The sequence below is a fragment of the Pseudomonas chlororaphis genome, from assembly GCF_001921865.1.
GTDB lineage: Bacteria > Pseudomonadota > Gammaproteobacteria > Pseudomonadales > Pseudomonadaceae > Aquipseudomonas > Aquipseudomonas chlororaphis_D.
The window spans coordinates 229,767-254,881 of the sequence record NZ_MSCT01000008.1; the positions used below are offsets into that span (position 1 = coordinate 229,767).

General features: G+C 62.3%; 21 protein-coding genes, 4 tRNA genes and 1 pseudogene. 15 read left to right on the plus strand and 11 right to left on the minus strand.

Features of this window, described 5'->3' with window-relative positions:
- Positions 1-44: 44 nt before the first annotated feature.
- The 3 genes from xopAW to BTN82_RS08275 form a co-directional block, all read right to left on the minus strand.
- Positions 45-887 carry a XopAW family type III secretion system calcium-binding effector gene (xopAW, locus tag BTN82_RS08265; RefSeq protein ID WP_075118663.1) on the minus strand — a complete coding sequence of 281 codons (843 nt, stop codon included), beginning with the start codon at positions 885-887 and terminating at the stop codon, positions 45-47.
- A gap of 113 nt (positions 888-1,000) precedes the next feature.
- Complete coding sequence (locus BTN82_RS08270; protein WP_075118664.1) at positions 1,001-2,050, minus strand: sensor histidine kinase; 1,050 nt, start codon at positions 2,048-2,050, stop codon at positions 1,001-1,003.
- Positions 2,050-2,814, minus strand: coding sequence for a response regulator (locus BTN82_RS08275; RefSeq protein WP_075118665.1), 765 nt, complete (start codon positions 2,812-2,814; stop codon positions 2,050-2,052). The genes BTN82_RS08270 and BTN82_RS08275 overlap by 1 nt, the downstream gene beginning before the upstream one ends.
- A 315-nt stretch (positions 2,815-3,129) precedes the next feature.
- Here BTN82_RS08275 and pyrF point away from each other — a divergent pair, with 315 nt between their 5' ends.
- Positions 3,130-3,828, plus strand: coding sequence for an orotidine-5'-phosphate decarboxylase (gene pyrF / locus BTN82_RS08280; protein WP_007931610.1), 699 nt, complete (start codon positions 3,130-3,132; stop codon positions 3,826-3,828).
- A 138-nt stretch (positions 3,829-3,966) separates the two neighbouring features.
- Here pyrF and BTN82_RS08285 read toward each other — a convergent pair whose 3' ends face one another.
- Positions 3,967-4,971 (minus strand): NADP-dependent oxidoreductase, encoded by a 1,005-nt coding sequence (locus BTN82_RS08285; protein ID WP_075118666.1) that lies wholly within the window; start codon positions 4,969-4,971, stop codon positions 3,967-3,969.
- 232 nt (positions 4,972-5,203) lie between these two features.
- Here BTN82_RS08285 and BTN82_RS08290 point away from each other — a divergent pair, with 232 nt between their 5' ends.
- The 3 genes and pseudogenes from BTN82_RS08290 (at position 5,204) to BTN82_RS31825 (ending at position 8,137) form a co-directional block, all read left to right on the plus strand.
- Positions 5,204-5,965 carry an SDR family oxidoreductase gene (locus BTN82_RS08290; protein WP_075118667.1) on the plus strand — a complete coding sequence of 254 codons (762 nt, stop codon included), beginning with the start codon at positions 5,204-5,206 and terminating at the stop codon, positions 5,963-5,965.
- A 1,209-nt stretch (positions 5,966-7,174) separates the two neighbouring features.
- Positions 7,175-7,225: pseudogene (locus BTN82_RS31820) on the plus strand (hypothetical protein); the annotation flags it as partial.
- Positions 7,226-7,432: 207 nt separating this feature from the next.
- On the plus strand, positions 7,433-8,137 hold the full coding sequence (locus BTN82_RS31825; protein ID WP_410002796.1) for a methyl-accepting chemotaxis protein: 705 nt from the start codon (positions 7,433-7,435) through the stop codon (positions 8,135-8,137).
- A gap of 90 nt (positions 8,138-8,227) precedes the next feature.
- On the opposite strand, the gene BTN82_RS08300 is transcribed toward BTN82_RS31825, so the two are convergent.
- The gene (locus tag BTN82_RS08300; protein ID WP_075118669.1) at positions 8,228-8,998 is read right to left on the minus strand and encodes a hypothetical protein; all 771 of its coding nucleotides are present in this window, start codon (positions 8,996-8,998) and stop codon (positions 8,228-8,230) included.
- A gap of 365 nt (positions 8,999-9,363) precedes the next feature.
- Between BTN82_RS08300 and BTN82_RS08305 the strand changes: the two genes are divergently transcribed.
- The 4 genes from BTN82_RS08305 to BTN82_RS08320 all read left to right on the plus strand — a co-directional run bounded on the left by BTN82_RS08305 (position 9,364) and on the right by BTN82_RS08320 (position 9,774).
- Positions 9,364-9,439: transfer RNA gene (locus BTN82_RS08305), tRNA-Glu, on the plus strand.
- Between the two features lie 2 nt (positions 9,440-9,441).
- Positions 9,442-9,517: transfer RNA gene (locus BTN82_RS08310), tRNA-Gly, on the plus strand.
- Between the two features lie 102 nt (positions 9,518-9,619).
- A tRNA-Glu gene (locus BTN82_RS08315) sits at positions 9,620-9,695 on the plus strand.
- 3 nt (positions 9,696-9,698) lie between these two features.
- A tRNA-Gly gene (locus tag BTN82_RS08320) sits at positions 9,699-9,774 on the plus strand.
- A 127-nt stretch (positions 9,775-9,901) separates the two neighbouring features.
- Here the strand turns inward: BTN82_RS08320 and BTN82_RS08325 are convergent.
- Positions 9,902-13,138 (minus strand): autotransporter outer membrane beta-barrel domain-containing protein, encoded by a 3,237-nt coding sequence (locus tag BTN82_RS08325; protein WP_081375431.1) that lies wholly within the window; start codon positions 13,136-13,138, stop codon positions 9,902-9,904.
- Between the two features lie 401 nt (positions 13,139-13,539).
- Here BTN82_RS08325 and BTN82_RS08330 point away from each other — a divergent pair, with 401 nt between their 5' ends.
- Both BTN82_RS08330 and BTN82_RS31475 read left to right on the plus strand, forming a co-directional pair.
- The gene (locus BTN82_RS08330; protein WP_075118670.1) at positions 13,540-14,241 is read left to right on the plus strand and encodes a molecular chaperone; all 702 of its coding nucleotides are present in this window, start codon (positions 13,540-13,542) and stop codon (positions 14,239-14,241) included.
- Positions 14,242-14,832: 591 nt separating this feature from the next.
- Positions 14,833-15,351, plus strand: a complete 519-nt coding sequence (locus tag BTN82_RS31475; RefSeq protein ID WP_261792943.1) for a fimbrial protein — start codon at positions 14,833-14,835, stop codon at positions 15,349-15,351.
- An 88-nt stretch (positions 15,352-15,439) separates the two neighbouring features.
- Here BTN82_RS31475 and BTN82_RS08340 read toward each other — a convergent pair whose 3' ends face one another.
- The 3 genes from BTN82_RS08340 to BTN82_RS08350 all read right to left on the minus strand — a co-directional run bounded on the left by BTN82_RS08340 (position 15,440) and on the right by BTN82_RS08350 (position 17,579).
- Positions 15,440-16,078, minus strand: a complete 639-nt coding sequence (locus tag BTN82_RS08340) for a LysE family translocator (protein WP_075118672.1) — start codon at positions 16,076-16,078, stop codon at positions 15,440-15,442.
- A 1-nt stretch (position 16,079) separates the two neighbouring features.
- Entirely contained in the window at positions 16,080-16,850 is a 771-nt protein-coding gene (locus BTN82_RS08345) for a 2OG-Fe(II) oxygenase (RefSeq protein ID WP_075118673.1), read from the minus strand.
- A gap of 102 nt (positions 16,851-16,952) precedes the next feature.
- The gene (locus BTN82_RS08350) at positions 16,953-17,579 is read right to left on the minus strand and encodes a hypothetical protein (protein WP_075118674.1); all 627 of its coding nucleotides are present in this window, start codon (positions 17,577-17,579) and stop codon (positions 16,953-16,955) included.
- Positions 17,580-17,670: 91 nt separating this feature from the next.
- Here BTN82_RS08350 and BTN82_RS08355 point away from each other — a divergent pair, with 91 nt between their 5' ends.
- Positions 17,671-18,648, plus strand: coding sequence for a LysR family transcriptional regulator (locus BTN82_RS08355; protein ID WP_075118675.1), 978 nt, complete (start codon positions 17,671-17,673; stop codon positions 18,646-18,648).
- 74 nt (positions 18,649-18,722) lie between these two features.
- On the opposite strand, the gene BTN82_RS08360 is transcribed toward BTN82_RS08355, so the two are convergent.
- Together BTN82_RS08360 and BTN82_RS08365 are read right to left on the minus strand one after the other, a co-directional pair.
- Positions 18,723-19,130: a PA2817 family protein gene (locus BTN82_RS08360; RefSeq protein WP_075118676.1), complete on the minus strand. Its 408-nt coding sequence runs from the start codon at positions 19,128-19,130 to the stop codon at positions 18,723-18,725.
- Between the two features lie 84 nt (positions 19,131-19,214).
- The gene (locus BTN82_RS08365) at positions 19,215-21,662 is read right to left on the minus strand and encodes an acyl-CoA dehydrogenase (protein WP_075118677.1); all 2,448 of its coding nucleotides are present in this window, start codon (positions 21,660-21,662) and stop codon (positions 19,215-19,217) included.
- 247 nt (positions 21,663-21,909) lie between these two features.
- Between BTN82_RS08365 and BTN82_RS08370 the strand changes: the two genes are divergently transcribed.
- The 4 genes from BTN82_RS08370 to BTN82_RS08385 all read left to right on the plus strand — a co-directional run bounded on the left by BTN82_RS08370 (position 21,910) and on the right by BTN82_RS08385 (position 25,076).
- On the plus strand, positions 21,910-22,569 hold the full coding sequence (locus BTN82_RS08370; RefSeq protein ID WP_075118678.1) for a transglutaminase-like domain-containing protein: 660 nt from the start codon (positions 21,910-21,912) through the stop codon (positions 22,567-22,569).
- 42 nt (positions 22,570-22,611) lie between these two features.
- Positions 22,612-23,235, plus strand: coding sequence for a glutathione S-transferase (locus BTN82_RS08375; RefSeq protein ID WP_075118679.1), 624 nt, complete (start codon positions 22,612-22,614; stop codon positions 23,233-23,235).
- A 132-nt stretch (positions 23,236-23,367) separates the two neighbouring features.
- Positions 23,368-24,300, plus strand: a complete 933-nt coding sequence (locus BTN82_RS08380) for an ABC transporter ATP-binding protein (protein WP_075118680.1) — start codon at positions 23,368-23,370, stop codon at positions 24,298-24,300.
- Positions 24,297-25,076: an ABC transporter permease gene (locus tag BTN82_RS08385; protein WP_075118681.1), complete on the plus strand. Its 780-nt coding sequence runs from the start codon at positions 24,297-24,299 to the stop codon at positions 25,074-25,076. The genes BTN82_RS08380 and BTN82_RS08385 overlap by 4 nt, the downstream gene beginning before the upstream one ends.
- The last annotated feature ends 39 nt before the right edge of the window (positions 25,077-25,115 follow it).

Here is a 25,115-nt window from a genome sequence, read left to right on the forward strand (position 1 = left end):
CGCACGCTCGGCAGCGGCTACAGGGAGCGGGGTTGCGGCAGTCCTCAGGCGGCGACGTTGACGCTGCTGCCCACGCTGCTGGCCACGTTGTCCAACTGATATTGCCGGCTCAGGTTGGCGATCATCTTGCCCAGGGCTTCGGTTACCCGTGCCGAGTCGTCGGGTGGGTTGCGGTCCTGGTCGCGCCCGGCCTGCAAGGCGGCTTTCAGCTCATCGCTGCTGACGCCGCCGCTGCTGTCGCTGTCGAGCACCTTGAGCAGGGCTGCGCTGGTATCGGTCGTGGTGGCGCTGTCGGTGCTGGCTTGCAGGGCACCGGTCAATTCGTCGGCACTGATACTGCCGTCGCCGTCGGCGTCGAGCTGGCTGAACAGCGCGTCGCTGGAGGCCTGCTGTGGCGGTGGCGGAGTGAGGCTGGCGACCAGTTCATCCTGGCTGACGGTACCGTCCTGGTTCTTGTCCAGGGCCGAGAAGATCTCGTCGCTGTTAGCGTCGCTGCCGGCGCTGGTCAGGCCGCTGCTCAGTTCGTCGCTGCTGATCACGCCGTCGCCATCGGCGTCCAGGGCCTGGAGCAAGGCATCGGCCAGTTCGGTGCTCGGTGGCTGCTCCCGTGGCGGCGGAGGCGGGGCCATGGCGGACATTTCGTCGCTGCTCAGATCGCCGCTGCCGTCGCTGTCCAGGTCGCTGAAGTTCTTGCTCAGGCTGACCAGGATGCCGTCGTCGCTTTTCTGCGACAGGGCGCTGCCCAGCTCATCCTGATCGACCGAACCGTCGCTGTTGGCGTCGAGCTTGGCCAGCAGTTCCTTCTGAAATTGCTGGCTGTGGGCGCTTTGGGTGGTGGTGCTGCTGGAGCTGATGTAACTCGAGTAGTGACTGACGCTACCGATCATGGGGCTCACTCCCTGCGGATGGATAAGGCCGGTGGGTGTACCGGCTTATGCAGCCTCGGGCGCCAAGGTGTCGTGGGTATGTGAGGTTTGTACCGGCCGCTACACACCGCGGTTCAGGCCCGGGGCAGGCATATCACGCTGGTCAGGCCGCCGCCGGGCGTCTCTTCGAGGTGCAATTGGCCGCCCAGGCGTTCGGCGGCCTCGCGGGCGATGGTCATGCCCAGGCCAACGCCGCCGGAGTTGCGGTTGCGCGAGCCTTCCAGGCGATAGAAGGGCTCGAACACCGCCTCGCGCTGCTCTTCGGCGATGCCCGGGCCGTGGTCGATGACCCGGATCAGCACCTGTTCGCGGCTGTCCTGCAGGCTGATGCGGGCGTGTCCGGCATAACGCAAGGCATTGTCCAGCAGGTTGTTCAGGCAGGAACGCAGGGCCATCGGTTGCACTTGCAAGGGCGCGCAATGGCCGCTGGTCTGTACATCGGCACCCTGGTCCTGGGCGTTTTCACCGAGGGATTCCACCAACGCCTGCACATCCATCCATTGCACGGCCTCGCTGGTGCGCTGTTCATGCAGGTAGCTCAGGGTCGCATCGAGCATGCTGATCATGTCGTCGAGGTCCTGGTGCATCTGCCCTTGCAGCTTGTGGTCGTCGATCTGTTCCAGGCGCAGCTTGAGGCGCGACAGCGGCGTGCGCAGGTCGTGGGACACCGCGCCGAGCATGCGCCCGCGCTGCTTGACCTGCTCGCGGATGCGGCGCTGCATCAGGTTGAAGGTGTGGGCCGCCTGCCGCGCTTCCTGCGGGCCGGATTCGTCCAGAGGCGGGCTGTCGAGGTCTTCGCTCAGGCGCTCGGCGGCATCGCTCAGGCGCTGGATCGGCCGGCTCAGTAACTTGGCGCCATACCAGGCGGCGATGATCAGCGAGATGAACTGAAAGGTCAGCGGCACGATCGGCCCGCCGAACCAGGGCCGTGGCGGCCGAGGCTGGAAATGCACGGCGGCGGGCGGCGGCTGGCCGTGGAGTTCACTGGCGGGTGGGCGGGGCGGCGGGGGTGGCGGGCCGCCGTAGAGGTGAAACCAGAAGAAGGCAAGCAAGTGGGCAAGCACGATCGCGATCAACAGCACCCCGAACAGGCGGCCGAACAGCGTATCGAAGCGCCCGCGCATCAGCCGATGTCTCGGGCATCGAACAGATAACCTTCGCCACGCACGGTCTTGATCAACTGCGGCGATTTCGGGTCGTCACCGAGCTTTTGCCGCAGGCGCGAGACCAGCAGGTCGATGCTGCGGTCGAAGGCTTCGATGGAACGGCCACGGGCGGCGTCGAGCAATTGCTCGCGGCTCAGCACCCGGCGCGGGCGCTCGATGAAGACCCAGAGCAGGCGGAACTCGGCGTTGGACAACGGTACGACAAGACCCTCGGCGGAGATCAGCTGGCGCAACACGCTGTTCAAGCGCCAGTTGTCGAAGCGGATATTGGCCCGCTGTTCGGTACGGTCGTCGCGCACCCGGCGCAGGATGGTCTGGATCCGTGCCACCAGTTCCCGCGGCTCGAAGGGCTTGGCCATATAGTCGTCGGCCCCCAGCTCCAGGCCGATGATCCGATCGGTGGGTTCGCAGCGGGCGGTGAGCATCAGGATCGGAATGTCCGACTCGGTGCGCAGCCAGCGGCACAGGGACAGGCCGTCTTCGCCCGGCAGCATCAGGTCGAGCACCACCACATCGAAGTGTTCCGCCTGCAACGCTTGGCGCATTGCCGCTCCGTCGGTGACGCCGGTGGCGTGGATATTGAAGCGGGCCAGGTAGTCGACCAGCAGTTCGCGGATCGGGATGTCGTCGTCGACGATCAGCGCCCGGGTGTTCCAGCGTTTGTCGTCACCGTTGCCGGGCGCTTTCTGATCGTCGTTGAGGGGAGCTGGAGTGTTGTGCATGCGTGCGATCGTCTGCCAGGTAGGCTGCCAGCCAAAAAACAGAGGCGGCGAGGGGGTGGCTTCAGCATAGGCGTCCGGCCCTGGGGCTGGAAGTGCTGTTCGGGGGGGTGCGGCTGGCGAGGGTAGCCGGGTGGGTTGTTGCTGGCGTGTCGGGAGTGTATCGGGATCGACACAATTGCCGCCAGAGTCGGGATTTATGCGGTTCTGTCGGCGAGGCAGTGGCCGTTGGCGATGAATTACCGATCATCGGGTCCCGGAGCGCCGCCGCTTGCGCTACAATCCGCGCCGATTTCGACTTGCCTGAGAGCCCCTTTCATGTCCGCTTGCCAGACTCCTATCATCGTCGCCCTGGACTTTCCCACCCGCGACGCCGCACTGAAACTGGCCGATCAGCTGGACCCCAAGCTGTGCCGGGTCAAAGTCGGCAAGGAACTGTTCACCAGCTGTGCTTCGGAAATCGTCGGCACCTTGCGCGACAAGGGCTTCGAGGTTTTCCTCGACCTGAAATTCCATGACATTCCCAACACCACCGCCATGGCCGTCAAGGCTGCCGCGGAGATGGGCGTGTGGATGGTCAATGTGCATTGCTCCGGCGGCCTGCGCATGATGGCGGCCTGCCGCGAAGTGCTCGATCAGCGCAGCGGTCCGAAACCGCTGCTGATCGGCGTGACTGTGTTGACCAGCATGGAACGCGAAGACCTGGCCGGCATCGGCCTGGATATCGAACCTCAGGAGCAGGTATTGCGCCTGGCCGCCCTGGCGGAAAAGGCCGGCATGGACGGCCTGGTCTGCTCGGCGCTGGAAGCCCAGGCCCTGAAGGCCGCGCACCCGTCGCTGCAACTGGTGACCCCGGGTATCCGCCCGGCGGGCAGCGCCCAGGACGACCAGCGGCGCATCCTCACCCCGCGCCAGGCGCTGGATGCCGGTTCCGACTACCTGGTGATCGGCCGTCCGATCAGCCAGGCCGCGGACCCGGCCAAGGCACTGGCGGCCGTGGTCGCCGAACTGGCCTGAATACAGCTTCGGCGATAGTGCAAGCGCGCTTCGCGCTATCGCGAGCAAGCTCGCTCCTACAATGGGCAACGCATTCCCTGTAGGAGCGAGCTTGCTCACGAAACGATCGTTCAGGCAGCCCGATTCAAACGGTCAGGCTCAAACCTTCAACACCAGCTTGCCGAAGTTCTCGCCGCTGAACAGCTTCATCAGGGTTTCCGGGAAGGTTTCCAACCCTTCGACAATATCTTCCTTGCTCTTGAGCTGCCCCTTGGCCATCCAGCCGGCCATTTCCTGCCCGGCCGCGACGAACTGGGCGGCGTAGTCCATCACCACAAAACCTTCCATGCGTGCGCGGTTGACCAACAACGACAGGTAGTTGGCCGGGCCCTTGACCGCTTCCTTGTTGTTGTATTGGCTGATGGCGCCGCAGATCACCACACGGGCCTTGAAATTCAGGCGGCTGAGCACGGCATCGAGAATGTCGCCGCCGACGTTGTCGAAATACACATCGACGCCTTTCGGGCACTCACGCTTGAGGCCGGCGTGGACGTCTTCGCTCTTGTAGTCGATGGCACCGTCGAACCCCAGCTCGTCGATCAGGAACTTGCACTTGTCCTGGCCGCCGGCAATCCCGATCACCCGGCAACCCTTGATCTTGGCGATCTGCCCGGCAATGCTGCCCACCGCCCCGGCCGCGCCCGACAGCACCACGGTGTCGCCCGCTTTCGGCGCGCCGACATCCAGCAAGGCGAAATAGGCAGTCATGCCGGTCATGCCCAGGGCCGACAGGTAGCGCGGCAGCGGCGCCAGTTTCGGGTCAACCTTATAGAAGCCGCGCGGCTCGCCAACGAAATAGTCCTGCACGCCCAAGGCGCCGTTGACGTAGTCGCCGATGGCGAAGCCGGGGTTGTTCGAGGCGATCACCTGGCCCACGCCCAGGGCACGCATGACTTCGCCGATGCCTACCGGCGGGATATAGGACTTGCCTTCGTTCATCCAGCCGCGCATGGCCGGGTCGAGGGACAGGTACTCGTTTTTCACCAGGATCTGGCCTGCCGCCGGCTCGCCGACGGGCACCTGTTGATAAGTAAAGGTTTCGCGAGTCGCCGCGCCTACCGGGCGTTTGGCGAGCAGGAACTGGCGATTGGTCTGGGCGGTCATGGCAGGCACTCAAGGGTCAATGGAAGCCTAGTTGATAGCCCTTCGATCCCGATGTCGCAAGGTTTGCCGTCGCAGCGAATAGGGGGCGATCCAGAGCAATGATGGTCATGCCAAGGCTTCATCACCACGACGGATAAGCGGGCAACCGGCCTTTTGATAGTGCTGCCGCGCGCCCGCGGGCTATGCCTAGACTGGGCGAATCCGATCCGAGCATTCCATCGAGGGCATCACCATGAGCATGACGTTTTCCGGCCAGGTCGTTCTGGTCACCGGCGCCGCGGCCGGCATTGGCCGGGCCACGGCCCAGGCATTCGCCGCAGAAGGGCTGAAAGTCGTGGCGGCCGACCTCGACGTCGCCGGGGGCGAAGGCACGGTGCAGTCGATTCGCGCCGCTGGCGGCGAGGCGCTGTTCGTACGTTGCAACGTGACCGACGAGGCGGATGTGCAGAACCTGATGGCCCAGGTGATCAGTCACTACGGCCGCCTCGACTATGCCTTCAACAACGCCGGGATCGAAATCGAAAAGGGCAAGCTGGCCGATGGCACCCTGGACGAGTTCGACGCAATCATGGGGGTCAACGTCAAGGGTGTCTGGCTGTGCATGAAGCACCAACTGCCGCTGTTGCTCGCCCAGGGCGGCGGGGCCATCGTCAACACCGCGTCGGTGGCCGGCCTCGGCGCGGCGCCGAAGATGAGCATCTATGCCGCTTCCAAACACGCGGTGATCGGTCTGACCAAGTCGGCGGCCATCGAATACGCGAAGAAGAAAATCCGCGTCAACGCGGTGTGTCCGGCGGTGATCGATACCGACATGTTCCGCCGGGCCTATGAGGCCGACCCGAAGAAAGCCGAATTTGCCGCGGCCATGCACCCGGTCGGGCGGATCGGCAAGGTCGAGGAAATCGCCAGCGCTGTGTTGTATTTGTGCAGCGACGGAGCCGCCTTCACCACCGGTCACGCGCTGGCGGTCGACGGTGGCGCCACCGCCATCTGAGACTAGTATTTCCTGGGGCAGGCCCTGGCCGGCGATCTGTGCCGGGGCTGTACCGGATCGACCTCGACCATCCTGAAAACGACCTGGACGTAGCTTTTTGCCATTATTCCGACGCCAGAGACTTGTGCTCCGGTGCAGCCCGTTGCGAACCTGCAGGACGAGAGGATGGCCCTGCTGCCATTGGGTACTGGAAGGGGACTGAGCGCAATGAATTCGGCCACGAACGGACGTTTTGCCAACCTCGGCATGGCGAAAAAACTGGGTCTGGGCTTTACCCTGGTGCTGCTGCTGACAGCACTGGTGGCCGCCATAGGCGTCTGGTCCCTGCAGACTATCAGCCAGCGTTTCGACGACCTCAAGCAGATGTCGTCGCTCAACAGCGGCCTGCTCAAGGTCCGCCTCCTCGAACAGAACTATGCCTTGCACGGCGACGCGAAAACCGCGGACGCCCTGCACGGAGGCGTCGATGCCTTGTTGGCCCTGGCCACACAACTCAAGGAGCAATCGGCGGCGAACGTGCCGGTGATGACCGATGTCGAGCAGGCGCTGGGGGCGTATCGCAAGGCCTTCGACGAATTCGTCGAGCTGACCCAGGCCAAGGACCTGGCGCTGGAAATGGCCAGTTGGTCGGTGTCCAGCGTGGCCAACAACCTCGACGTATTGCAGGCCGGACTGGCCGACGACGGCACCTATACCTTGAAGGAGTCCGCGGGCAAGGAGGGCAGCGAATTCGTCGAACAGGCCAATCAGGTCAGCCAGGTCTCGCGCCTGATGCTGCAAGCCATGAACGAGGCCCACATACGCCTGGACCAGAGCCGCAAGGGCGAGGCGGAGGTCGAGCAGGGCAAGATCGAGCAGGCCGACCAGGCGCTGGCCCAGGCCGAACAACTCAAGACCCTGGTCAAGGATGCCGGTTACCAGACCGTGCTCAACGAAGTGGTCGGGCATATCGGCGGCTTCAGCGAAAAGCTCGCCGAATACACCGGCCTGCTGGTCCAGGAGAAAAAGGTCTATCAGCAATTGAGCGAACGCGCCGCGCAAGTGATGGAGCGAGTCGACCAAGCCTATGGCGCGCAGGATCAGGTGATGCAGGCGGAGCTGAAAAAGAACTCGCTGCTGATTGTCGCTTCGTCGGCCCTGGCCTTGTTGGTCGGGTTGCTGGCGGCCTGGATCATTACCCGGTTGATCGTCGCTCCGCTGCGCAGCGTGATGCGGGTGGCACAGCAAATTGCCGCCGGCGACCTGAGCGCGAGGGTCGAGGTGACGCGTCGGGATGAAATCGGCCAGTTGATGCTGGCCATGCAGCAGATGGGCAGCGGCCTGAGCGGTATTGTCAGCGGCTTGCAGGCCGGCATCGAGCAGTTGGCCAGTTCCGCCCAGTCGCTGTCGGCGGTGACCGAGCAGACCAATCTGGAAGTCAGTACCCAGAAGGAAGAAACCGAGCAGGTGGCCACGGCGATGAACCAGATGACCGCCACCGTGCACGATGTCGCGCGCAATGCCGAGGAGGCGGCGCAAGCGGCGCAGACCGCCGACGACAAGGTCGAAAGCGGCCAGCAGGTAGTGCGCCAGAGCATGCAGCGCATCGAGCAACTGGCGGACTCGGCCACCAGCGCCAGCACCAGCATCGAAAGCCTGAGCGCGGAGATCCAGAACATTGGCACCGTGCTCGGGGTGATCAAGAGCGTTGCCGAGCAGACCAACCTGCTGGCGCTGAACGCGGCCATCGAGGCGGCGCGCGCCGGCGAGCAGGGCCGGGGGTTCGCGGTAGTGGCCGACGAAGTGCGGGCCCTGGCCAAGCGCACCCAGCAATCCACCGAAGAGATCGAGCGCCTGGTCAGTGCCCTGCGTGCGGCGGCGCAGTCGTCGGTGCAGCAGATCCAGAGCAGCGGCGAGCTGGTCAAGCTGGCGGTGAGCGATGCGTTGCAGACCGAAAGCGCGCTGGGCAGCATTGCCGCGGCGGTGTCGCTGATTCAGCAGATGAACCAGCAGATCGCCGCGGCTGCCGAGCAGCAAAGCTCGGTTGCCGAGGAAATCAATCGCAGCGTCACCAGCATTCGCGCCAGCGCCGATCAGTCGTCACTGGCCATGCAGGGCAATGCGGCGTCGAGCATCGAGCTGGCGCAGTTGGGGGTGGAGTTGAAGGGGATGGTCGGGCATTTCCGGTTGTAATGCCGCTGATGTTCGTCAAAGGCTGCGCCGCAAGGGGCGCAGCTTACTCAAGGACCGTGCCGCGCGAGTTGCTCGCGCGGCAGCCGCAGGTCAGTCGTAGATGGCTTTCTTTTTCCAGTCGGCGTCGGCTTCGACGACTTTCAGGCCTTCGGTCAATTCGTTGACCTCGCCTTCGACCGGCTGGGTGTTGGTCAGCACCATCGAGTTGGAGCGGGCCAGGAGTTTTTCCAGGTATTCCAGTTGTTCCCTATAGGTTGCCGGGTCCGGCTGCTTGCGCAGGTATTGCACGCCGCGCTCGAACGCCAGGCGCGCCTGGCCAGGTTGTTCCTGCTGCAGGGCGTATTGGCCCAGGTTGTTGAAGAACTCGATATGCAGCAGCACCAGGATGTGACGGATCTCCCGGATCCAGTGCTTGGCTTCGTTGGCCGGCAGGAAACCGTCCTGGGCGGCGCGAGTCACCTGGCCATGCAGGGCTTCCAGGAGAAAGCGTACGTCCTTGGCCTTGGCTTCGGTCTGGATCGGGCAGGGTGGGTTGTTGACCGGAATCGATTCGCCCTGGCCGATCAGGGTATTCAACTCGGCGCTTCGAGCCTTGAGCGCGGTATCGGACTTGTTCAGGTTAAGCAGGCGTTGAACGACGTTGAGTTCCAGTCGGGTCAGCAGCAGCTTGAGCGCCGGCGACATGAACTGGCCGGGGAAGGTCTCGGTGATTTCGCCGCAGCGGCGCAGACGGTCATTGAGTTCGACCTTGGTCCGGGCTTTTTCCAGTTTGTTGTTTTCCACTACATGGTTCATGTAGCCAATGGCGATCAGTATTACGATCCCGGCTATTACTAGCAGGGTGATCATGAGTGGTGTCACCGTGTAAGACCTCTTTCTGGGGTTCGCGTGCGAGTGGCGAGTGTAGTGACTTAGCTTTAGGGCGCATAGCGTAGGTCGACGAGCAGAAACAAGACAATTCTCTGCTTATATAGGAAGCATCTGAATGGTTTCATATTGCCATCACCTGCGGGTGTGGACTATAGCGCCTTGTCGAGTGTCAGAATATAGGCGTCAAGGCCCAGGCTGCACAAATGCCCGAAAGGGCCGGCAAACCACCCCGAAGTCATTGATTTAAATAAATTTATATCAGGGGGTTGACGACCCCCCAATCCATCCATAGAATGCGCGCCACTTACAGCGTAAAGCACACAGCGAAACGCGGTAGGGAGTGAATGTTGTAGCGTGTCCCCTTCGTCTAGTGGCCTAGGACACCGCCCTTTCACGGCGGTAACAGGGGTTCGAGTCCCCTAGGGGACGCCAATGCGGGAATAGCTCAGTTGGTAGAGCACGACCTTGCCAAGGTCGGGGTCGCGAGTTCGAGTCTCGTTTCCCGCTCCAATTTTAAGCAGCTTTGCCTTAGGGCGAAGTTGAGTGAAACCAGGAAGCATCTTCGGGTGTGTTTCTGGAACTGAAACACAACACCATGGTGTTTCAGGCAGTGTCCCCTTCGTCTAGTGGCCTAGGACACCGCCCTTTCACGGCGGTAACAGGGGTTCGAGTCCCCTAGGGGACGCCATTTGCGGGAATAGCTCAGTTGGTAGAGCACGACCTTGCCAAGGTCGGGGTCGCGAGTTCGAGTCTCGTTTCCCGCTCCAAATTCACAAAAACGCCGCTCATCAGCGGCGTTTTTGTTTGCGCGCGTTTTATGCGTCCACCTCTCTAGTCCATGACCATAGCGGCGCGGCCCAGCCTGAGCGGGCCGCAGTGAAGGGCGGTTGAAGATCACCACGAATAGCGATAACCCGCGCTGACGGCCCAGGGCCTGTCCAGCCTGGAGCCGCTGGCGTGTTCGTAGTCGGCGTACAACTGATGGCTGTTATTGAGCGATGCACTGACGCCCAGGCCCAATTCCGTGCGCCCGCCGGACAGGTCAGTGCGGGTGGCGATACCGTTGGTGCGAACGCTGCTCTTGCCATCGAGTTCTTGTGCGCGCCCCAGCTTGATATAGGGCTGAACGATGCCGCCGCCGGACAGTTCGTAACGCTGGCCGAGTCGGGAGCCGACGCGCAATTGTGTCGAGTCGTCGCTGCCCGCGTCGACTTGCAGGCCATTGCTGGCGTGGTAGCGGGTGCCGCCGACGTGGACCGTCGACAATTCTACCTGGGGCTCGACGAACCAGCCGGCGCCGAGCGGCATCTGGCGCCCGGCCTCCAGCGACAGGCCAAGCGCATGCTGATGGCTCTTGGCTTTTACCGATTGGCCATCGGTGGCGACCACCTTGAAGTCCTGTTGAACGCGGTTGGCCTTGAGCACGCTGTCGAGGTACCAACCGTTGTCGCCGAGCCAGGTGGCGTAACCGCCCAGCTGATAGCTGTCGGCATTGCCTTTGCCTTCGCCGGCGAAGCGCCGGTCGGCGGTGCTGATGCCGCTCATGACGCCGACGTACCAGCGACCGTTTTCGACTGGCAGCGCCTTGTCGATGCCAACCTGCAGGCCGCTGACGGTCTGTTCGAACGCACGGCCGCCGTGGTTATCGAGCTTCTGGCGTTCGCCGAAACCGCGCGTCCAGACCCCGCCTTTATCCTGGCCCTGGCGCAATTCCCCCAGGCGTTTGACCAACGTCCCTTTTTCAGCGTGCCAGATTGCTTGCACGGTGCTGGCGGCCGAGGTGTCGATGGCCGCGTTGGCCGTTGTGGAGAGGTCGTGGGCGGTCGCTGGCGGAATGATTTGCGGCTTGGTCGGTGGCTCCGGCTTGATTTCTGGATCTGGTTTCGGTGTGGTCTCAGGCTCCGGTTTCGGCTCGAGCCGATGGGTGTTGACCAGGCTCCAGTCGCTGGAGCTTTTGCGTTGGCCCTGGGGGTCTTTCTTCAGTTCATAGCGGTAGGTGCCGGCGTCGATCACCTGATTGCGGTTGGCCAGGACGAAAGAGCCTGGTCCACCCCCGGTCTGGATGATGTTCAAGGTTTCGCCGCCGGTCTTGGGCTCGGCGCCGCTGTTGCGTACCAGCACGCGATGGGTACCCTCCACCGTGCCGGCGACGCGCAGCCGATCGCCCTGGCCGGCCCCCAGGTCGGTACGCATTTCGAACAGGCCGCCGCCGCTCAGGTTGCCGGAGACATCCAGCACCTTGAAGGCGCTGTCCGGGGTGACGAAGGACAGGGTGCCGGCGTTGTCCAGTTGTGCGACCTTCGAGTCGCCCCGCATGTGCCAGGCGCTGCTGTCGTCGATGCTCAGGTTGTCTACCGTGCGTCCGGCGTTGTCGCGCAGGGTGCCGATCAGTTGGGAATGATCGCGCAGGTTCAGGCTGGCCGATCCGCTGTCGAGCAGTACGTCCCCCTCCAGCCGGCTGCGCTGTGCGTTGAGCTGCACATCGCGCGCGGCGATCGAGTTCAGGTCACCCACGTGCAGCAGTACGCCGTCGCCTGTGCGGGATCTGCCGATGACCGTGCTGTCGTTCAGTTCGGCGATGAAGCCGCTGCCGGCCACCTCGATGGCATGGCCGTCCTCGGTGGCGATAAGGCTGTTGCGAATCGCCAGCGTGTTGTCCAGGCCGCTCTCGGACGAGTAGGCCATGATGCCAACCGCTTCCTTGCCGCTGGTCTGCAGGTCGACACCGTCCAGGCTGGCCGCCGCGCCACGATTGCCCATTCGTAGCCCCGGAGCGAAATCGCCATGGGTGCGTACCCGGGTACCGGTGACCTTCAAGCTGGCGGCGTTGGCGAGCATGGCGTAGGCGTTTTCCCCATGGGTAGTGACCGAGCCGCCTTCGAGCACGGTGCTGGCGCCGGAGGTGCGGGAGACGACGCCGGCGGCGTTGTTGCCGAAGGTCTCGATCGCTACGTTGCGTACGGTATTCGCTGCGCCCGAACTCTTGCCGTCGTAGCTCTGGAACGAGGCATAGAGTCCATGGGCGCTGGCGCCGTGGGTGGTGATTGAGCCGCCGTCCATGGTGAAGGTGCCGGCGCGGTTGTCCACGCCGAGGCTACTCCGGCCCTCTGTCTCGATGCGGGAATCCCTGGCCGTCACCTGGCTATTGCTGCTGGGAAGCCAGATGCCCGACCCGTAGTCGCCGTTGGTGCCAATCGTGACCCGTTCCAGGGTGGCGCGGGCGTCGTGGCTGTTGATATTCAAGCCGAAACCCATTCTGGAGCGCACCACGGCATCGCGCAGTTCGATGCTGGAAGTCGGTGGTGTCGCGCCATTCGAATACGAAGGTGTGGCCAGGTATACGCCATCGCGGTAGGCGTCGACGCTGCCGTTGGTGAACGAAACACTGCCGCCGGACAGATAGATGCCCATGCCGCCGGCCGAGACGATGTTGCTGTTGGTTGCGGTCGCCGAAGCCCGTTGGACGCTGAGGCCTTTGCTGCCCCATTGGGTGCTGGTGTCTTGGGTATTGAGCTTGGCCCGATCCAGGACAATATGGGCACCGTCCTCGACGCGTACCCCGGAAGATTCTCTGCCGAGCGTGGTGATGAGCACATTGCTGGCGCTGATCGTCGTGCCGTTGCCTGTTGCGAACAGGCCATAGGCGGAATTGCCTTGGGTGTCCACCGAACCGCCGGTGATTTCGACGCGCCCGCCGCCGCTGGCGTGCACGGCGTAGGATCCTGCGCCCTCGGTCTTGAGTGTCATGTCGTTCAGCACAGCCTGGCTGCCCGCGCCGTTCACGACCAGCGCCTGGGCGGTGTGTTCGCCCAGGGTATTGATGCTGCCGTCGGACAGATCCAGCGAGCCGCCAGCCTGGACCTTGATGCCCTGGATATTGCTGCCCGTGCCTGGCACGCCGGACTGGACGGCAACGCCCTGGCCCGACAAGGCGTTGTTGTTGCCACTGATGGTGATCGCCGCGCCAGGCCCGGTGTGGGTGACGGTGTCGCCGGGCAGGAGTTTTCGGTTTTCGCCCTCTGCCGTCGACAGATCGATGCTGGAGTAGTCAGCCGCGACGGCTATCGACGGGAGTGGGCAAAACAGGGTAGCCAAGAGGGTGAGAGGCAAGTGAGCAGGGTGTAGTTTCATGGCGCAAGGTCCGTTTGGCGCCCTTCACACGCAAACATAGGATCAAGATCGGAAGATGAAATTGACGGTGTGCGTACATGGAATCCGGGCGGTTGGCATTGAGTGAGCGCGAAGCGCGCAGCCATTTTTTGAAGGGCGGGCCCGGCGGCTGAATAAGACAAAACTTAAAGTGCGGGAGGCTTACTGCCTATGCAGAGAAGGGAGGGTTTGTTTAAGAATCCTCTTACAGCCAAAAGAGCCAGTGCCCTGTACTTTGCCGATGCTCGTTGTTTCGAGTGTCATGGATTCCCGTCATCCTCAAGGTTATTTCACCGCGTGCTACTCCAAGGTTGAGCGATAGAGGCTTGCCAAGCGCCGCGGCGGGAATCTGATCTTTTTTCGATTTTCAAGGGCCCTTCATCATGAGAACCCCAGCCATTGTCGGGCTGATCCTGGCCAGTCTTCTGCTGTGCTTTTCGGTGGCCGCCGACGCCGCCATCAACTTGAGCAGCACCCGCGTGGTGCTGGCCGCCCCGGCAAAAGAGGGTTCGCTGCAGCTGCAGAACAGCTCGCAGGAGGAGTTCATGCTCCAGGCCTGGGTCGAAGAGAACGCGGCGGGCGAGGTGCCCTTTGCCGTGACCCCATCGCTCGAGCGCTTGCGCAGCGGCGAGAAGAAAACCCTGCGCATCCTGTATTACGGAGAAGGCCTGCCGACGGACAAGGAGTCGGTGTTCTGGCTGAACGTGCAGGAAGTTCCGCAAAAGACCAAGGTCGAGAACGTCTTGCAGATTGCGGTCAGGCAGCGCCTCAAGCTGTTCTACCGGCCGGCCGGGCTGCCGGGGAGGGCGGAAGACGCCGCCCGGGAGCTGAAATGGCGGCTATCGGGCAAGGGCCTGGAAGTGTACAACCCCTCGCATTTCCATGTGTCCTTTGGTTCGGTCGTCGTGCGCAAGGGGAGCGAGACTTATAGCGCGGCGATCGACATGGTGGCGCCGGGCTCCACCTTCGCTGCCGAGTTGCCCGGGCTGGTGGAGGACGTCCGTTCCGGAGATCTCAAGGTGGAGTTTCAGGTGATTGGGGGTTTTGGCGGAATGGCCAAATATGACAGCACCATTTCCGGTTGATCCTGATACTTGCTCCTGAGTGAACGAAGCATTAGCGACGATGTTTTTTCTTTATTACTCTTTATTGCCCGATAATCAAATGGCTCAGCTGTCGACATTGCCACTTGGATCGGCTTGAGCGGAACTTTTGCCTGTATGCAAAAACTTATATTCATCTTACTGTTTTTGTCCTGTTTGTTTGCCCGGGATGCCCTTGCATACTGCTCCTGGGGGGAGGGAGTATCTCCTACATCAAAGGACATCGTTCTTCCCGCCCGAACCACTATCAAGGCAGCTGCCATTGGGCAGGAACTGGCCAAGCATACAGTCTCTCTTTGGGGGATCAGGGAGGGGAACCTCTTTTGCAACGGTGCGGATGTGGCTTCTATTGTCGCAACTACTGCATTGAAGCCATCGGCACTGCCAAACACCTATGAAACGGGTATCAAGGGTATCGGTGTTAAATTCTGCATGGGACTGAATGGGGGAACGAACTCCGAGACTTGGTGTACTCCCTTTTCTTGGACTCCTGCTAGGGCACCGGCCATTCCTGGGTTTATAGATGTTGTATTCGTTCGCACCGATCGCGGCGTGGCTTCAGGAAAGGCCCCGATGACGTTCAACGTGACCTGGGCAATTGGAGGTATTTCCCTTGCGGTCAGATCGCAAGGCACTACCGAACTGGTCAACGATGTGATGTTCGCTGGCTGCGAATCTGTGGGAGGAGCGGTGAATGTCCCCATGGGCAAGCAGACTATCCAGAACATCAAGAGCGGCAGCGTCAAAGAGGTACCATTCAACTTCGACGTGCGCTGCTCCGGTCTCGCGGCCAATACCACGGTGCCGGTCAAGGTCTATTTCGAGGGCAGCTCCTCGGGGGATGGCCTGCTCAAACTGACCAACCAGGGCCAGACCGGCGTGGCCTCGGGGGTGGGGATTGCCGTGACCAATGACAAAGGCATCAAGTTACCATTCGACATTGCCCGCTCCATCAAGCTGGACTGGAGCCGCTCTATCGCGGATGGCGAACTCTATCGTTTTGCCGGCAAGGCGAAGTACGTCCCGACCACTGGCCAGATGGCGCCAGGTAGAGGGGACGCGACCATGAACTTCGTGCTCAATTACAACTGAGCGAGCTGACCCTCAGCCCGTCCGTTTTGCTAGCTGTAAGGAGTAGCACGGGTGACAGAGGGTACTGTCACCTGAACCGTGTACTGCCTTACATCGACAGGATCAAGCGCCCGGCGAACAGGATCAGGATCACTCCCATGCTGCGCTCGAACCAATGGCCCATGCGCATGAACAGCAAGCGTACTCGCGGGCTGGAAAAGAACAGCGCGACGATCACGAACCACAGCGCATTGACGAAACACATCCACACGCCGTAGAGCGCCTGTATTTTCAGTGGCGTGCTGGCGCTGATCACCGTGGTGAAAATCGCCAGGAAGAACAAGGTGGCCTTGGGGTTGGTGGCGTTGGTCAGGAAACCGGTCATGAAGGCCTTGGGCAAGGTCTGTCGCTGCACGGCGCCGTCGTTCGCATCGCTGCCTTCGAGGGTTGTCTTGGGTTTGCTGCGCAGCAGGCTGACGCCGAGGTAGAGGATGTAGGCGCCGCCCACGACCTTGGCCACGCTCAGCAGCCAGGGCGTGGCATGCATCAGCGCGCCGACCCCGAGCAAGGTGTACAGCACATGCACGGAGATTCCCGCGCCGATGCCGATGGCCGTGCACAGTCCGACCACCCGGCCAAAGCGCACGCTCTGGCGGATGGTCACGGCAAAGTCGGGCCCCGGGGCCACCACGGCGAGAAAGTGAATGGTGGCCAGGGCCAGGAATTCGCCTAGATAGTTGGAAAGCATTTCAACTCCAGAAGGTCAGGGGGGACGAGCTGCCGCGATAGCCGACAAAAAAGGAAAGGCTCAGGCGCGGGTTGGCCACCCCGGGGGTGACCGCGTGCATGCGCCGGGAATTGAACATGATGAAATCCCCGGGCTCCGGGCGGACTTCCAGCGAAGGGGGGCCGAGCAGGGCGGGGTCGATGCCGTAGCTGTCACCGCGCATGTCGTCGAACTGGTCCGGCGAGATATCGTGATTCCACATCTGCAGGGCGCCGCCCGCATCGGGCATGTTCAGGTACAGGTTGCAGGCGAACTGCGCTTCCAGGCTGTGGGCCTGGAAGCTGTCCGGGGCGTCCTTGGCGAAGATGTCGTGATGGGCGAGGAAACACACGTCGGGTTTCACCACCCGCGACAGGCCGACGTACATTTTGCGCCCGTAGAGGTTTTCCAAGTGGGCGCCGGCCGGCCAGGACTCGTCGAGCATGCAGCGCAGGGTGTCGACGGGCGAGGCGTAGGGCGCACAACGCGAACGCAGTTCGGCGATGTTGGCGGTGGCGCGTTCGAAATAGTCCTCGATCAGCAACGGCTGGTTTTCCGCTTCATAAAACGCCATGCCGATCCGCCCGATACTGGGGGCATTGATGTAGCCCTCGAAGCCGGGAGCGAGAATCTTGTCACCCAGTTGGATCGCCTGGGCGTGTGGCAGGAAGTGCTTGATGCGCAGGGCGAGCACTTGTTCATGGGCCAGTTCGTTTATGCACGTCTCATCGAGACGCTCGACGTCAAGCATCATCTGTAGATCCCTCTATCCGATCAGTCATCGAACCCGCGCACGCGGGTTTCCCCTGGGGCAGGCGATGCGTCGCGTGATGCGCAAGGCGGCATCGCCGATGAATCAGTCCACGCTGTAGTGAACCGAAAGCATTCCTTTCTTTTGCGAGAGGGAGGCGATAGTGACGTTGCCCAATTCCTTCAGGCGTTTTACGTGAGTACCGCCGCAACCGTAGGCGGGCAGTTCGCCGAAACCGATTTCCCGCGAGCCTTCGCGCAGCGAGACCAGGCGCGGCAGGTCGGCGGCAATCCACTGATCGATGCCGTTTTGCAGGGTATCGACGTCCAGTTCCTGCGCATTGCCCCCAGGCTTGAAGGACACGCGCCCTTCGCCGGGCCAGTGGTGGGCCTTGACTGGGGTCCAGCCGTGCAACTCGCCGAAATGGCCGATCAGGTGCCCGGCCGAATGCATGCGGGTATTGAACTGGCGGCGTTGCTCATCGACCTGGATCTGGACCATGCCGGGTTTTACCGGGTGGCTGGTGTAATGAACGATCCGCTCGGGCTCCTGGGTCACCCGCAGCACCTGGCTGTCGCCGATCCAGCCGGTGTCGCAGGGCTGGCCGCCGCCCTGGGGATGAAAGATCGTGGCGCGCAGGACCACTGCGAACTCGTTGTCTTGCGCGGTGCATTCGAGCACTTCAACGTTGGCCTTGAGTTCATCATTATGAAAAAAGAGGCGAAGCGTCATATTCCGTGCCCTTATTAAAATGTCTTTTTTAATTATATGGCGCGTTGGAATTGCGTGATAATCCGTTCAAACCTCAAAGGACTGTTGCGCCGTGAGCATAAATCTTCCTCTTCCACTGCTGGGTGAAATGGCGATTTTCGTCAAGGTCGTCGAGGTTGGCAGTTTCTCCGAAGCCGCGCGCCAGCTGGGCTCTTCGCCGTCGGCGGTGAGTCGCAGCATTTCCCGGCTGGAGAAGGCGCTGGCGATGCGCCTGCTGCAACGCACCACGCGCAAATTGCGCTTGAGCGAGGGCGGCGAGGAGGTGTTCAAGCGTTGCAGCGAGATGGTCAGCGCCGCCAAGTCGGTGATGGAGATCAGCGGCCAGTTCACCCATGAGGCCGAAGGGTTGGTGCGGATCAGCGTGCCCAAGGCCGTGGGGCGTTTTGTCGTGCATCCGTACATGCCCGAATTCCTGCGGCGTTACCCCAAGGTCGACGTCGAGCTGTTGCTGGAGGATCGCAACATCGATCTGATCGACGACAACGTCGACCTGGCTATCCGCATCACCGACCACCCACCGGCCGGGTTGGTGGGGCGTCAGCTTTTGACCATCGACCACCTGTTGTGCGCCACCCCGCAATACCTGGCCGAGCACGGGACGCCGAGCCATCCCCATGACCTGCTCAGCCACAGCTGTATTTACCTGGGGGAAACACCCAGCGATGCGCGCTGGAAGTTCAAGAAAGGCAGCAAACTGGTGACCGTTGGCGTGCGCGGGCGTTATGCGGCCAATCACACGGGGGTGCGCCTGGGGGCGGTGCTTGAGCATATCGGTATCGGCAGCTTGCCGTACTTCACGGTACGCCATGCCCTGGAGCAGGGCTTGCTGGTGCGGGTGCTGCCGGACTGGACGTTCCTTGCTTCATACCATGGCGGTGCCTGGTTGTTGCATTCGCCGACCCGCTACCTGCCGCCGAAGCTGCGGGTTTTTATCGATTACCTGGTGGAGTGCCTGGCCAAGGAGCCGACCTTGAACCGGCAGGGCAAGCAGGAACAGAAAGGCTGCGAGTTGCCCGAAGGCAGGGGATAAGCTGTTTTTCATGAGCTGAAAACAAAAAGGCCCGCCGGTTTACCGTGCGGGCCTTTGTCTTGTTCGGGCGGGACTCAGTGCTTGCTGTCCTGGGCGGAGAGCGCCAGCAACTGCTTTTCCTGGTTCCAGTCGAACGGCTCGTCGTTCTGCTCGGCCTCGTAGCGGCGCTCTTCCAGTGCCTGATACAGGTCGATTTCTTCGTCGGGCATGTAGTGCAGGCAGTCCCCGGCAAAGAACCACAACAGATCGCGCGGTACCAGGTGCGCGACCTGTGGATAACGCTGCATTACCTGGCACAACAGATCCTGGCCCAGGTACTGGCTTTCGATCGGATCGATCGGCAGCGAAGCGCGCAGTTCGTCGAAGCGATCCAGGAACAAGGCATGGCTTTCTTCGGGAACCTGCTCGGCTTCACCCACGGCGACCAGGATACTGCGCAGGTGGTCGAGCAGGACGAGATGATCGGCGACGACGTTGGACATGACATGAGTCCTCAACAGCAAAACGGGCGCGGGAGTATATAGCCCCTGCGCCCGGTTTCATAATCCGCCTGCGGCCCTGGCGGCTTAGCGGGTTTTCCCCTCGCTCAGGGTCAGATCCTCCTTGGCGAAGTCGTCGACATCGATGACTTTGCGGCGGGCGGCTTCAGCCTCGCGCAGGGCCTGGGCTTCTACCGGCTGCAATACACCGGCTTCCAGTGCGGCATCGATGGCGTGTTCCCCGGCGCCCGGTTTGACCTGGCCGCTTTTCAGCGCGTCGTGCAGTTTTTTCTGCAACGGGTGGCTGGCGCTCAACAGGTCGTAGGCGTGTTGCAGGGCGCCGACCGGATCGTGCGCCGATTGTGGGCGGTAGCAGCCGGCCAGCAGTTCTTCCAGGGTCGGGTCGCCTTTGGGGCGGCCGATGATCGCGGCGACTTCGGCGTCCAGACGGTCGGACGGGCCTTTGTGACGACGGCCGAATGGGAATACCACGCCGCGCAGCAGGCAGCCCAGCACCCGGTTCGGAAAGTTGTCGAGCAGTGTGTCCAGCGCTCGTTCCGACTGGCCAAGGCTTTCTTCCATGGCCCAGGTGAACAGCGGGCGCAGGTGTTCCGGCGAATCCAGGTCGTGGTAGCGCTTGAGCGCGGCGGAAGTGAGGTAGAGGTGGCTGAGTACGTCGCCGAGGCGTGCCGACAGGCGTTCGCGGCGTTTCAGTTCGCCGCCCAGCAGCATCATGCTCAGGTCGGCCAGCATGGCGAAGGCTGCGGCCTGCCGGTTGAGGGCGCGGAAGTAACCCTGGCTGAGCTTGTCTCCCGGGGCAGGCTCGAGGTGCCCCAGGCCCAGGTTCAGCACCAGGGTGCTGGCCGCGTTGCTGACGGCAAAACCGATGTGCTTGAGCAGCAGACCGTCGAATTCGATGAGCGCCTGGTCGTGGTCTTCGCGACCGGCCAGGGCCATTTCCTTGAGCACGAACGGATGGCAGCGAATGGCGCCCTGGCCGAAGATCATCAGGTTGCGCGAGAGGATATTCGCGCCTTCCACGGTGATGAAGATCGGCGCGCCTTGCCAACTGCGGCCCAGGTAGTTGTTCGGGCCCATGATGATGGCCTTGCCGCCGTGCACGTCCATGGCGTGGCCGATGCACTCGCGGCCGCGTTCGGTCAGGTGGTACTTGAGAATCGCCGACAGCACCGAAGGTTTTTCCCCCAGGTCGACGGCGTTGGCCGTAAGCATGCGCGCGCTGTCCATCAGCCAGGCGTTGCCGCCGATGCGTGCCAGGGCTTCCTGAATGCCTTCGAAGGCACTGAGGGGAACGTTGAATTGTTCGCGCACCTGGGCATATTGGCCGGTCACCAGGCTGGTGAACTTGGCCGCGCCGGTGCCGACCGCCGGCAGGGAGATGGAGCGCCCGACCGACAGGCAGTTCATCAACATCATCCAGCCCTTGCCGAGCATTTCCTGGCCGCCGATCAGGAAGTCCAGAGGAATGAACACGTCCTTGCCGGAGTTCGGGCCGTTCATGAAGGCGGCGCCGAGCGGCAGATGGCGCCGGCCGATTTCCACGCCCGGGGTATCGGTCGGGATCAGTGCCAGGCTGATTCCCAGGTCTTCTTCGTCGCCCAGCAGATGGTCCGGGTCATAGGCCTTGAAGGCGAGGCCGAGGAGGGTGGCCACCGGTCCCAGGGTGATATAGCGCTTTTCCCAGTTCAGGCGCAGGCCGAGGGTTTCCTCGCCCTGCCATTGGCCTTTGCAGATCACCCCGGTATCGGGCATGGCGCCGGCGTCGGATCCGGCCAGTGGGCCGGTGAGGGCGAAGCACGGGATATCGTCGCCACGGGCCAGCCGGGGCAGGTAATGGTTGCGCTGCTCGTCGGTGCCGTAATGCAGCAGCAATTCGGCCGGGCCGAGGGAGTTGGGGACCATCACGGTAGAGGCCAGGTCGCCGCTGCGGGTCGCCAGTTTCATCGCCACTTGCGAGTGGGCATAGGCGGAGAAACCCTTGCCGCCGAACTCCTTGGGGATGATCAGGGCAAAGAAGCCATGCTGCTTGATGTGCTCCCAGGCCGCGGCCGGCAGGTCCATCGCCTGGCCGATCTGCCAGTCGCTGACCATGGCGCACAGCTCTTCGGTGGGGCCGTCGATAAACGCTTGTTCCTCTTCGCTCAGTTGCGCCTTGGGGTAGGCCAACAACTTGTTCCAGTCCGGTCGACCGCTGAACAGCTCGCCGTCCCACCAGACCGTGCCGGCGTCGATGGCGTCGCGCTCGGTTTGCGACATTGGCGGCAGGACTTTCTGGAACCAGCTGAACAGCGGGGCGCTGAAATATTTGCGGCGCAGGTCAGGCAGCAGCAAGGGGGCCGCCACCGCCGCCAGCAGTACCCAGAAAATCAGCAGGAGCCAGCCTGGTGCGTGGCTGAAGGCGCCCATGGCCAGCAGGTAGACGGCCACCGCGCCCAGGGCGGGCAGGGGCGCGGTGCGGCGGTGGGCCAGGTAGGCAATGCCGACCAGCAGAACCAGTATCCACAACAACAGCATATGCAATCCTCCATGAAACCAGGGGGCAAAATCACCCTCAGAGCTTAGCCGGCATCCGCTAAAAGGGGTGACAGAACAGTGCGTTTGAATGTGTCGCAAGCAGCGGACGCAGAGCGTCAGGCAACGGGTTCACAGGCTGTCGGTCTTCCAAGGCATGCAGCGCGAGCCTCTGATCTTTGGCCGAAACGTCGTTATCGCTGGGCCTGGGCCGTCGTTAGACTCCAGATTCCACTCGGAGATCATCCTCATGCACGAGTACCTGAGTCCCAGCCGCTTCATCGATAGTGACCACCCCGCGGTGGTGGAGTTCGCCGAAACTCGCCGTGGCGCCAGCAACGATCCCCTGGATCAGGCGGTGCGGCTCTATTACGCGGTGCGCGAAGCCGTGCGCTACAACCCTTACACCTTCAGCCTCGACCCCGAGACCCTGCGTGGCAGCCATGCCCTGGCCACCGGCGAAAGCTATTGCGTGCCCAAGGCCACGCTGCTGGCCGGCTGTGCCCGGCATTGCGGGATCGCCGCGCGAATCGGCCTGGCGGACGTGCGCAATCACTTGTCGACCCCGCGCTTGCTGGAGTTGTTGCGCAGCGACGTTTTTGCCATGCACGGTTACACCGAACTGTACCTACACGATCGCTGGGTCAAGGCCACTCCGGCGTTCAACCAGAAACTCTGCGAGTTGTTCGATGTGGCGCCGCTGGAGTTCGATGGCCATCACGACAGCGTGTTCCATCCCTTCAACCGCCAGGGCGAGCAGATGATGGAGTACGTGCTGGACCATGGGCAGTTCGCCGACGTACCCGAGGCTTACTTCTTCAAGCACCTGGAAAAGTGCTACCCGCATTTGTTCGATGGACAGATGTCGGCAATGCTGGGGGACATGCAGGGAGATTTGAGTAAGGTCTGATCCGGGCTAGACTGCCTCGGCATTCATTACTGAGGAAGGGTCATGCTGAAGATCTGGGGGCGGAAAAACTCGTCGAACGTCAGGAAAGCCTTATGGTGCGCCGAAGAGCTTGGCCTGGCCTACGAGGCGCTGGATGCCGGTGGGGCCTTCGGTGTGGTGGATACTCCGGCGTATCGGGCGATGAACCCCAACGGGCGGATTCCGCTGATCGAGGACGACGGCTTCGTGCTGTGGGAATCCAACACCATCGTGCGTTATCTCGCTGCGCGCCATGCCGCCGGTACGGCCTGGTACCCGAGCGACGTGCAGGTGCGCGCCTCGGCCGAGAAGTGGATGGACTGGACCACCTCGACCTTTGCCGAACCTTTCCGCCACCTGTTCTGGGGTGTGCTGCGCACGCCGGCGGAACAACAGGATTGGGCCAAGATCAGCGCCGCGCTGGATAATTGCGGCGAACTGCTCGCGGTGGTCGACCAGGCGCTGGCCACTCAACCCTACCTGTCCGGTGCCGAGATCGGCAGCGGCGATATTCCCCTGGGCAGCTTCATTTATGCCTGGTTCGAAATGCCCATCGAGCGCCCGCAACTGCCTCATCTGCGCGCCTGGTACGAACGCCTGCAGCAGCGTCCGGCCTATCGCAAGGCCGTCATGACCGCGTTGACTTAATACTGACTATCAATAGGGGTGACTGTACTTGTACGGCGTCGGCAAGCACCATTGCCGCTATCCGGCGCCGTTGCAATGCAAGCGATCCGCCCTTACCTATAACGTTCTCCCTTCTTGGTGCGTAAATCCGATATGAGTTCCGCTCTGTCCATCCGGCAGCTAACCAAAACCTACGGCAACGGTTTCCAGGCCCTGAGTGGTATCGATCTGGATGTCGCCGAAGGTGATTTCTTTGCCTTGCTCGGCCCCAACGGCGCCGGCAAATCCACCACCATCGGCATCCTCTCGACCCTGGTGAACAAGACCAGCGGCACGGTGAATGTCTTCGGTCATGACCTGGACCGCGAGCCCGCCGCTCTCAAGCGCTGCATCGGCGTGGTGCCCCAGGAGTTCAACTTCAACCAGTTCGAGAAGACCTTCGATATCGTCGTGACCCAGGCCGGTTACTACGGTATCCCGACCAAGGTCGCCAAGGAGCGGGCCGAGCAGTACCTGACCCAGCTCGGGCTGTGGGACAAGCGTGATGTGCCCTCGCGCTCGCTGTCCGGCGGGATGAAGCGCCGCCTGATGATCGCCCGGGCCCTGGTGCACGAGCCGCGCCTGCTGATCCTCGACGAGCCGACCGCCGGCGTGGATATCGAGCTGCGTCGTTCGATGTGGACCTTTCTCACCGAGCTGAACCAGAAAGGCATCACCATCATCCTCACCACCCATTACCTGGAAGAAGCCGAGCAGCTGTGCCGCAACATCGGCATCATCGACCACGGCACCATCGTCGAGAACACCAGCATGCGCCAGTTGCTCAGCCAGCTGCATGTGGAAACCTTCCTGCTCGACCTGAAGACCGACATGAAAGCGGCGCCGCAACTGATCGGCTATCCGAGCAGGCTGGTGGACAGCCACACCCTGGAAGTCCAGGTCGACAAGGCCGTGGGCATTACCGCGCTGTTCAGCCAATTGGCCCTGCAGAACATCGAAGTGCTGAGCCTGCGCAACAAAACCAATCGCCTTGAGGAGTTGTTCGTGTCCCTGGTGGAGAAAAACCTGTCGAAGGTGGCGGTATGAGTTCCGAGCTACGGCCCAATCTTGTCGCGCTGAACACCATCGTCTATCGCGAAGTCCGACGTTTTACCCGCATCTGGCCGCAAACCCTGCTGCCGCCGGCGATCACCATGGTTCTGTATTTTGTGATCTTCGGTAACCTGATCGGCCGGCAGATCGGCGACATGGGCGGCTTCACCTACATGGAGTACATCGTGCCGGGCCTGATCATGATGTCGGTGATCACCAACTCATACGGCAACGTGGTTTCGAGCTTCTTCGGCAGCAAGTTCCAGCGCTCCATCGAGGAGTTGATGGTGTCGCCGGTGTCGCCGCACACCATTCTGATCGGCTACACCCTGGGCGGCGTCCTGCGTGGGCTGGCGGTGGGGGTGATCGTGACCCTGCTGTCGCTGTTCTTTACCCACCTGCAAGTGCATCACCTGGGCATTACCCTGCTGGTGGTGGTGCTGACCGCGACGATCTTTTCGCTGCTGGGGTTTATCAACGCAGTGTTTGCGCGCAATTTCGACGATATCTCGATCATCCCGACGTTCGTGCTGACCCCGCTGACCTACCTAGGCGGGGTGTTCTACTCCATCACTCTGTTGCCGCCGTTCTGGCAGACGGTCTCGCTGGCCAACCCGGTGTTGCATATGGTCAACGCATTCCGGTACGGCATTCTCGGCGTTTCGGACATCCAGATCAGCGTGGCCATCACTTTCATGCTGGTGGCCACCGTGGTCCTGTACTTCGGCTGCGCGCGCCTGCTGGTGAGCGGGCGCGGCATGCGCCAGTAAGTTCGCGGGCACATGAAAACGGCCTCCCTCGGGAGGCCG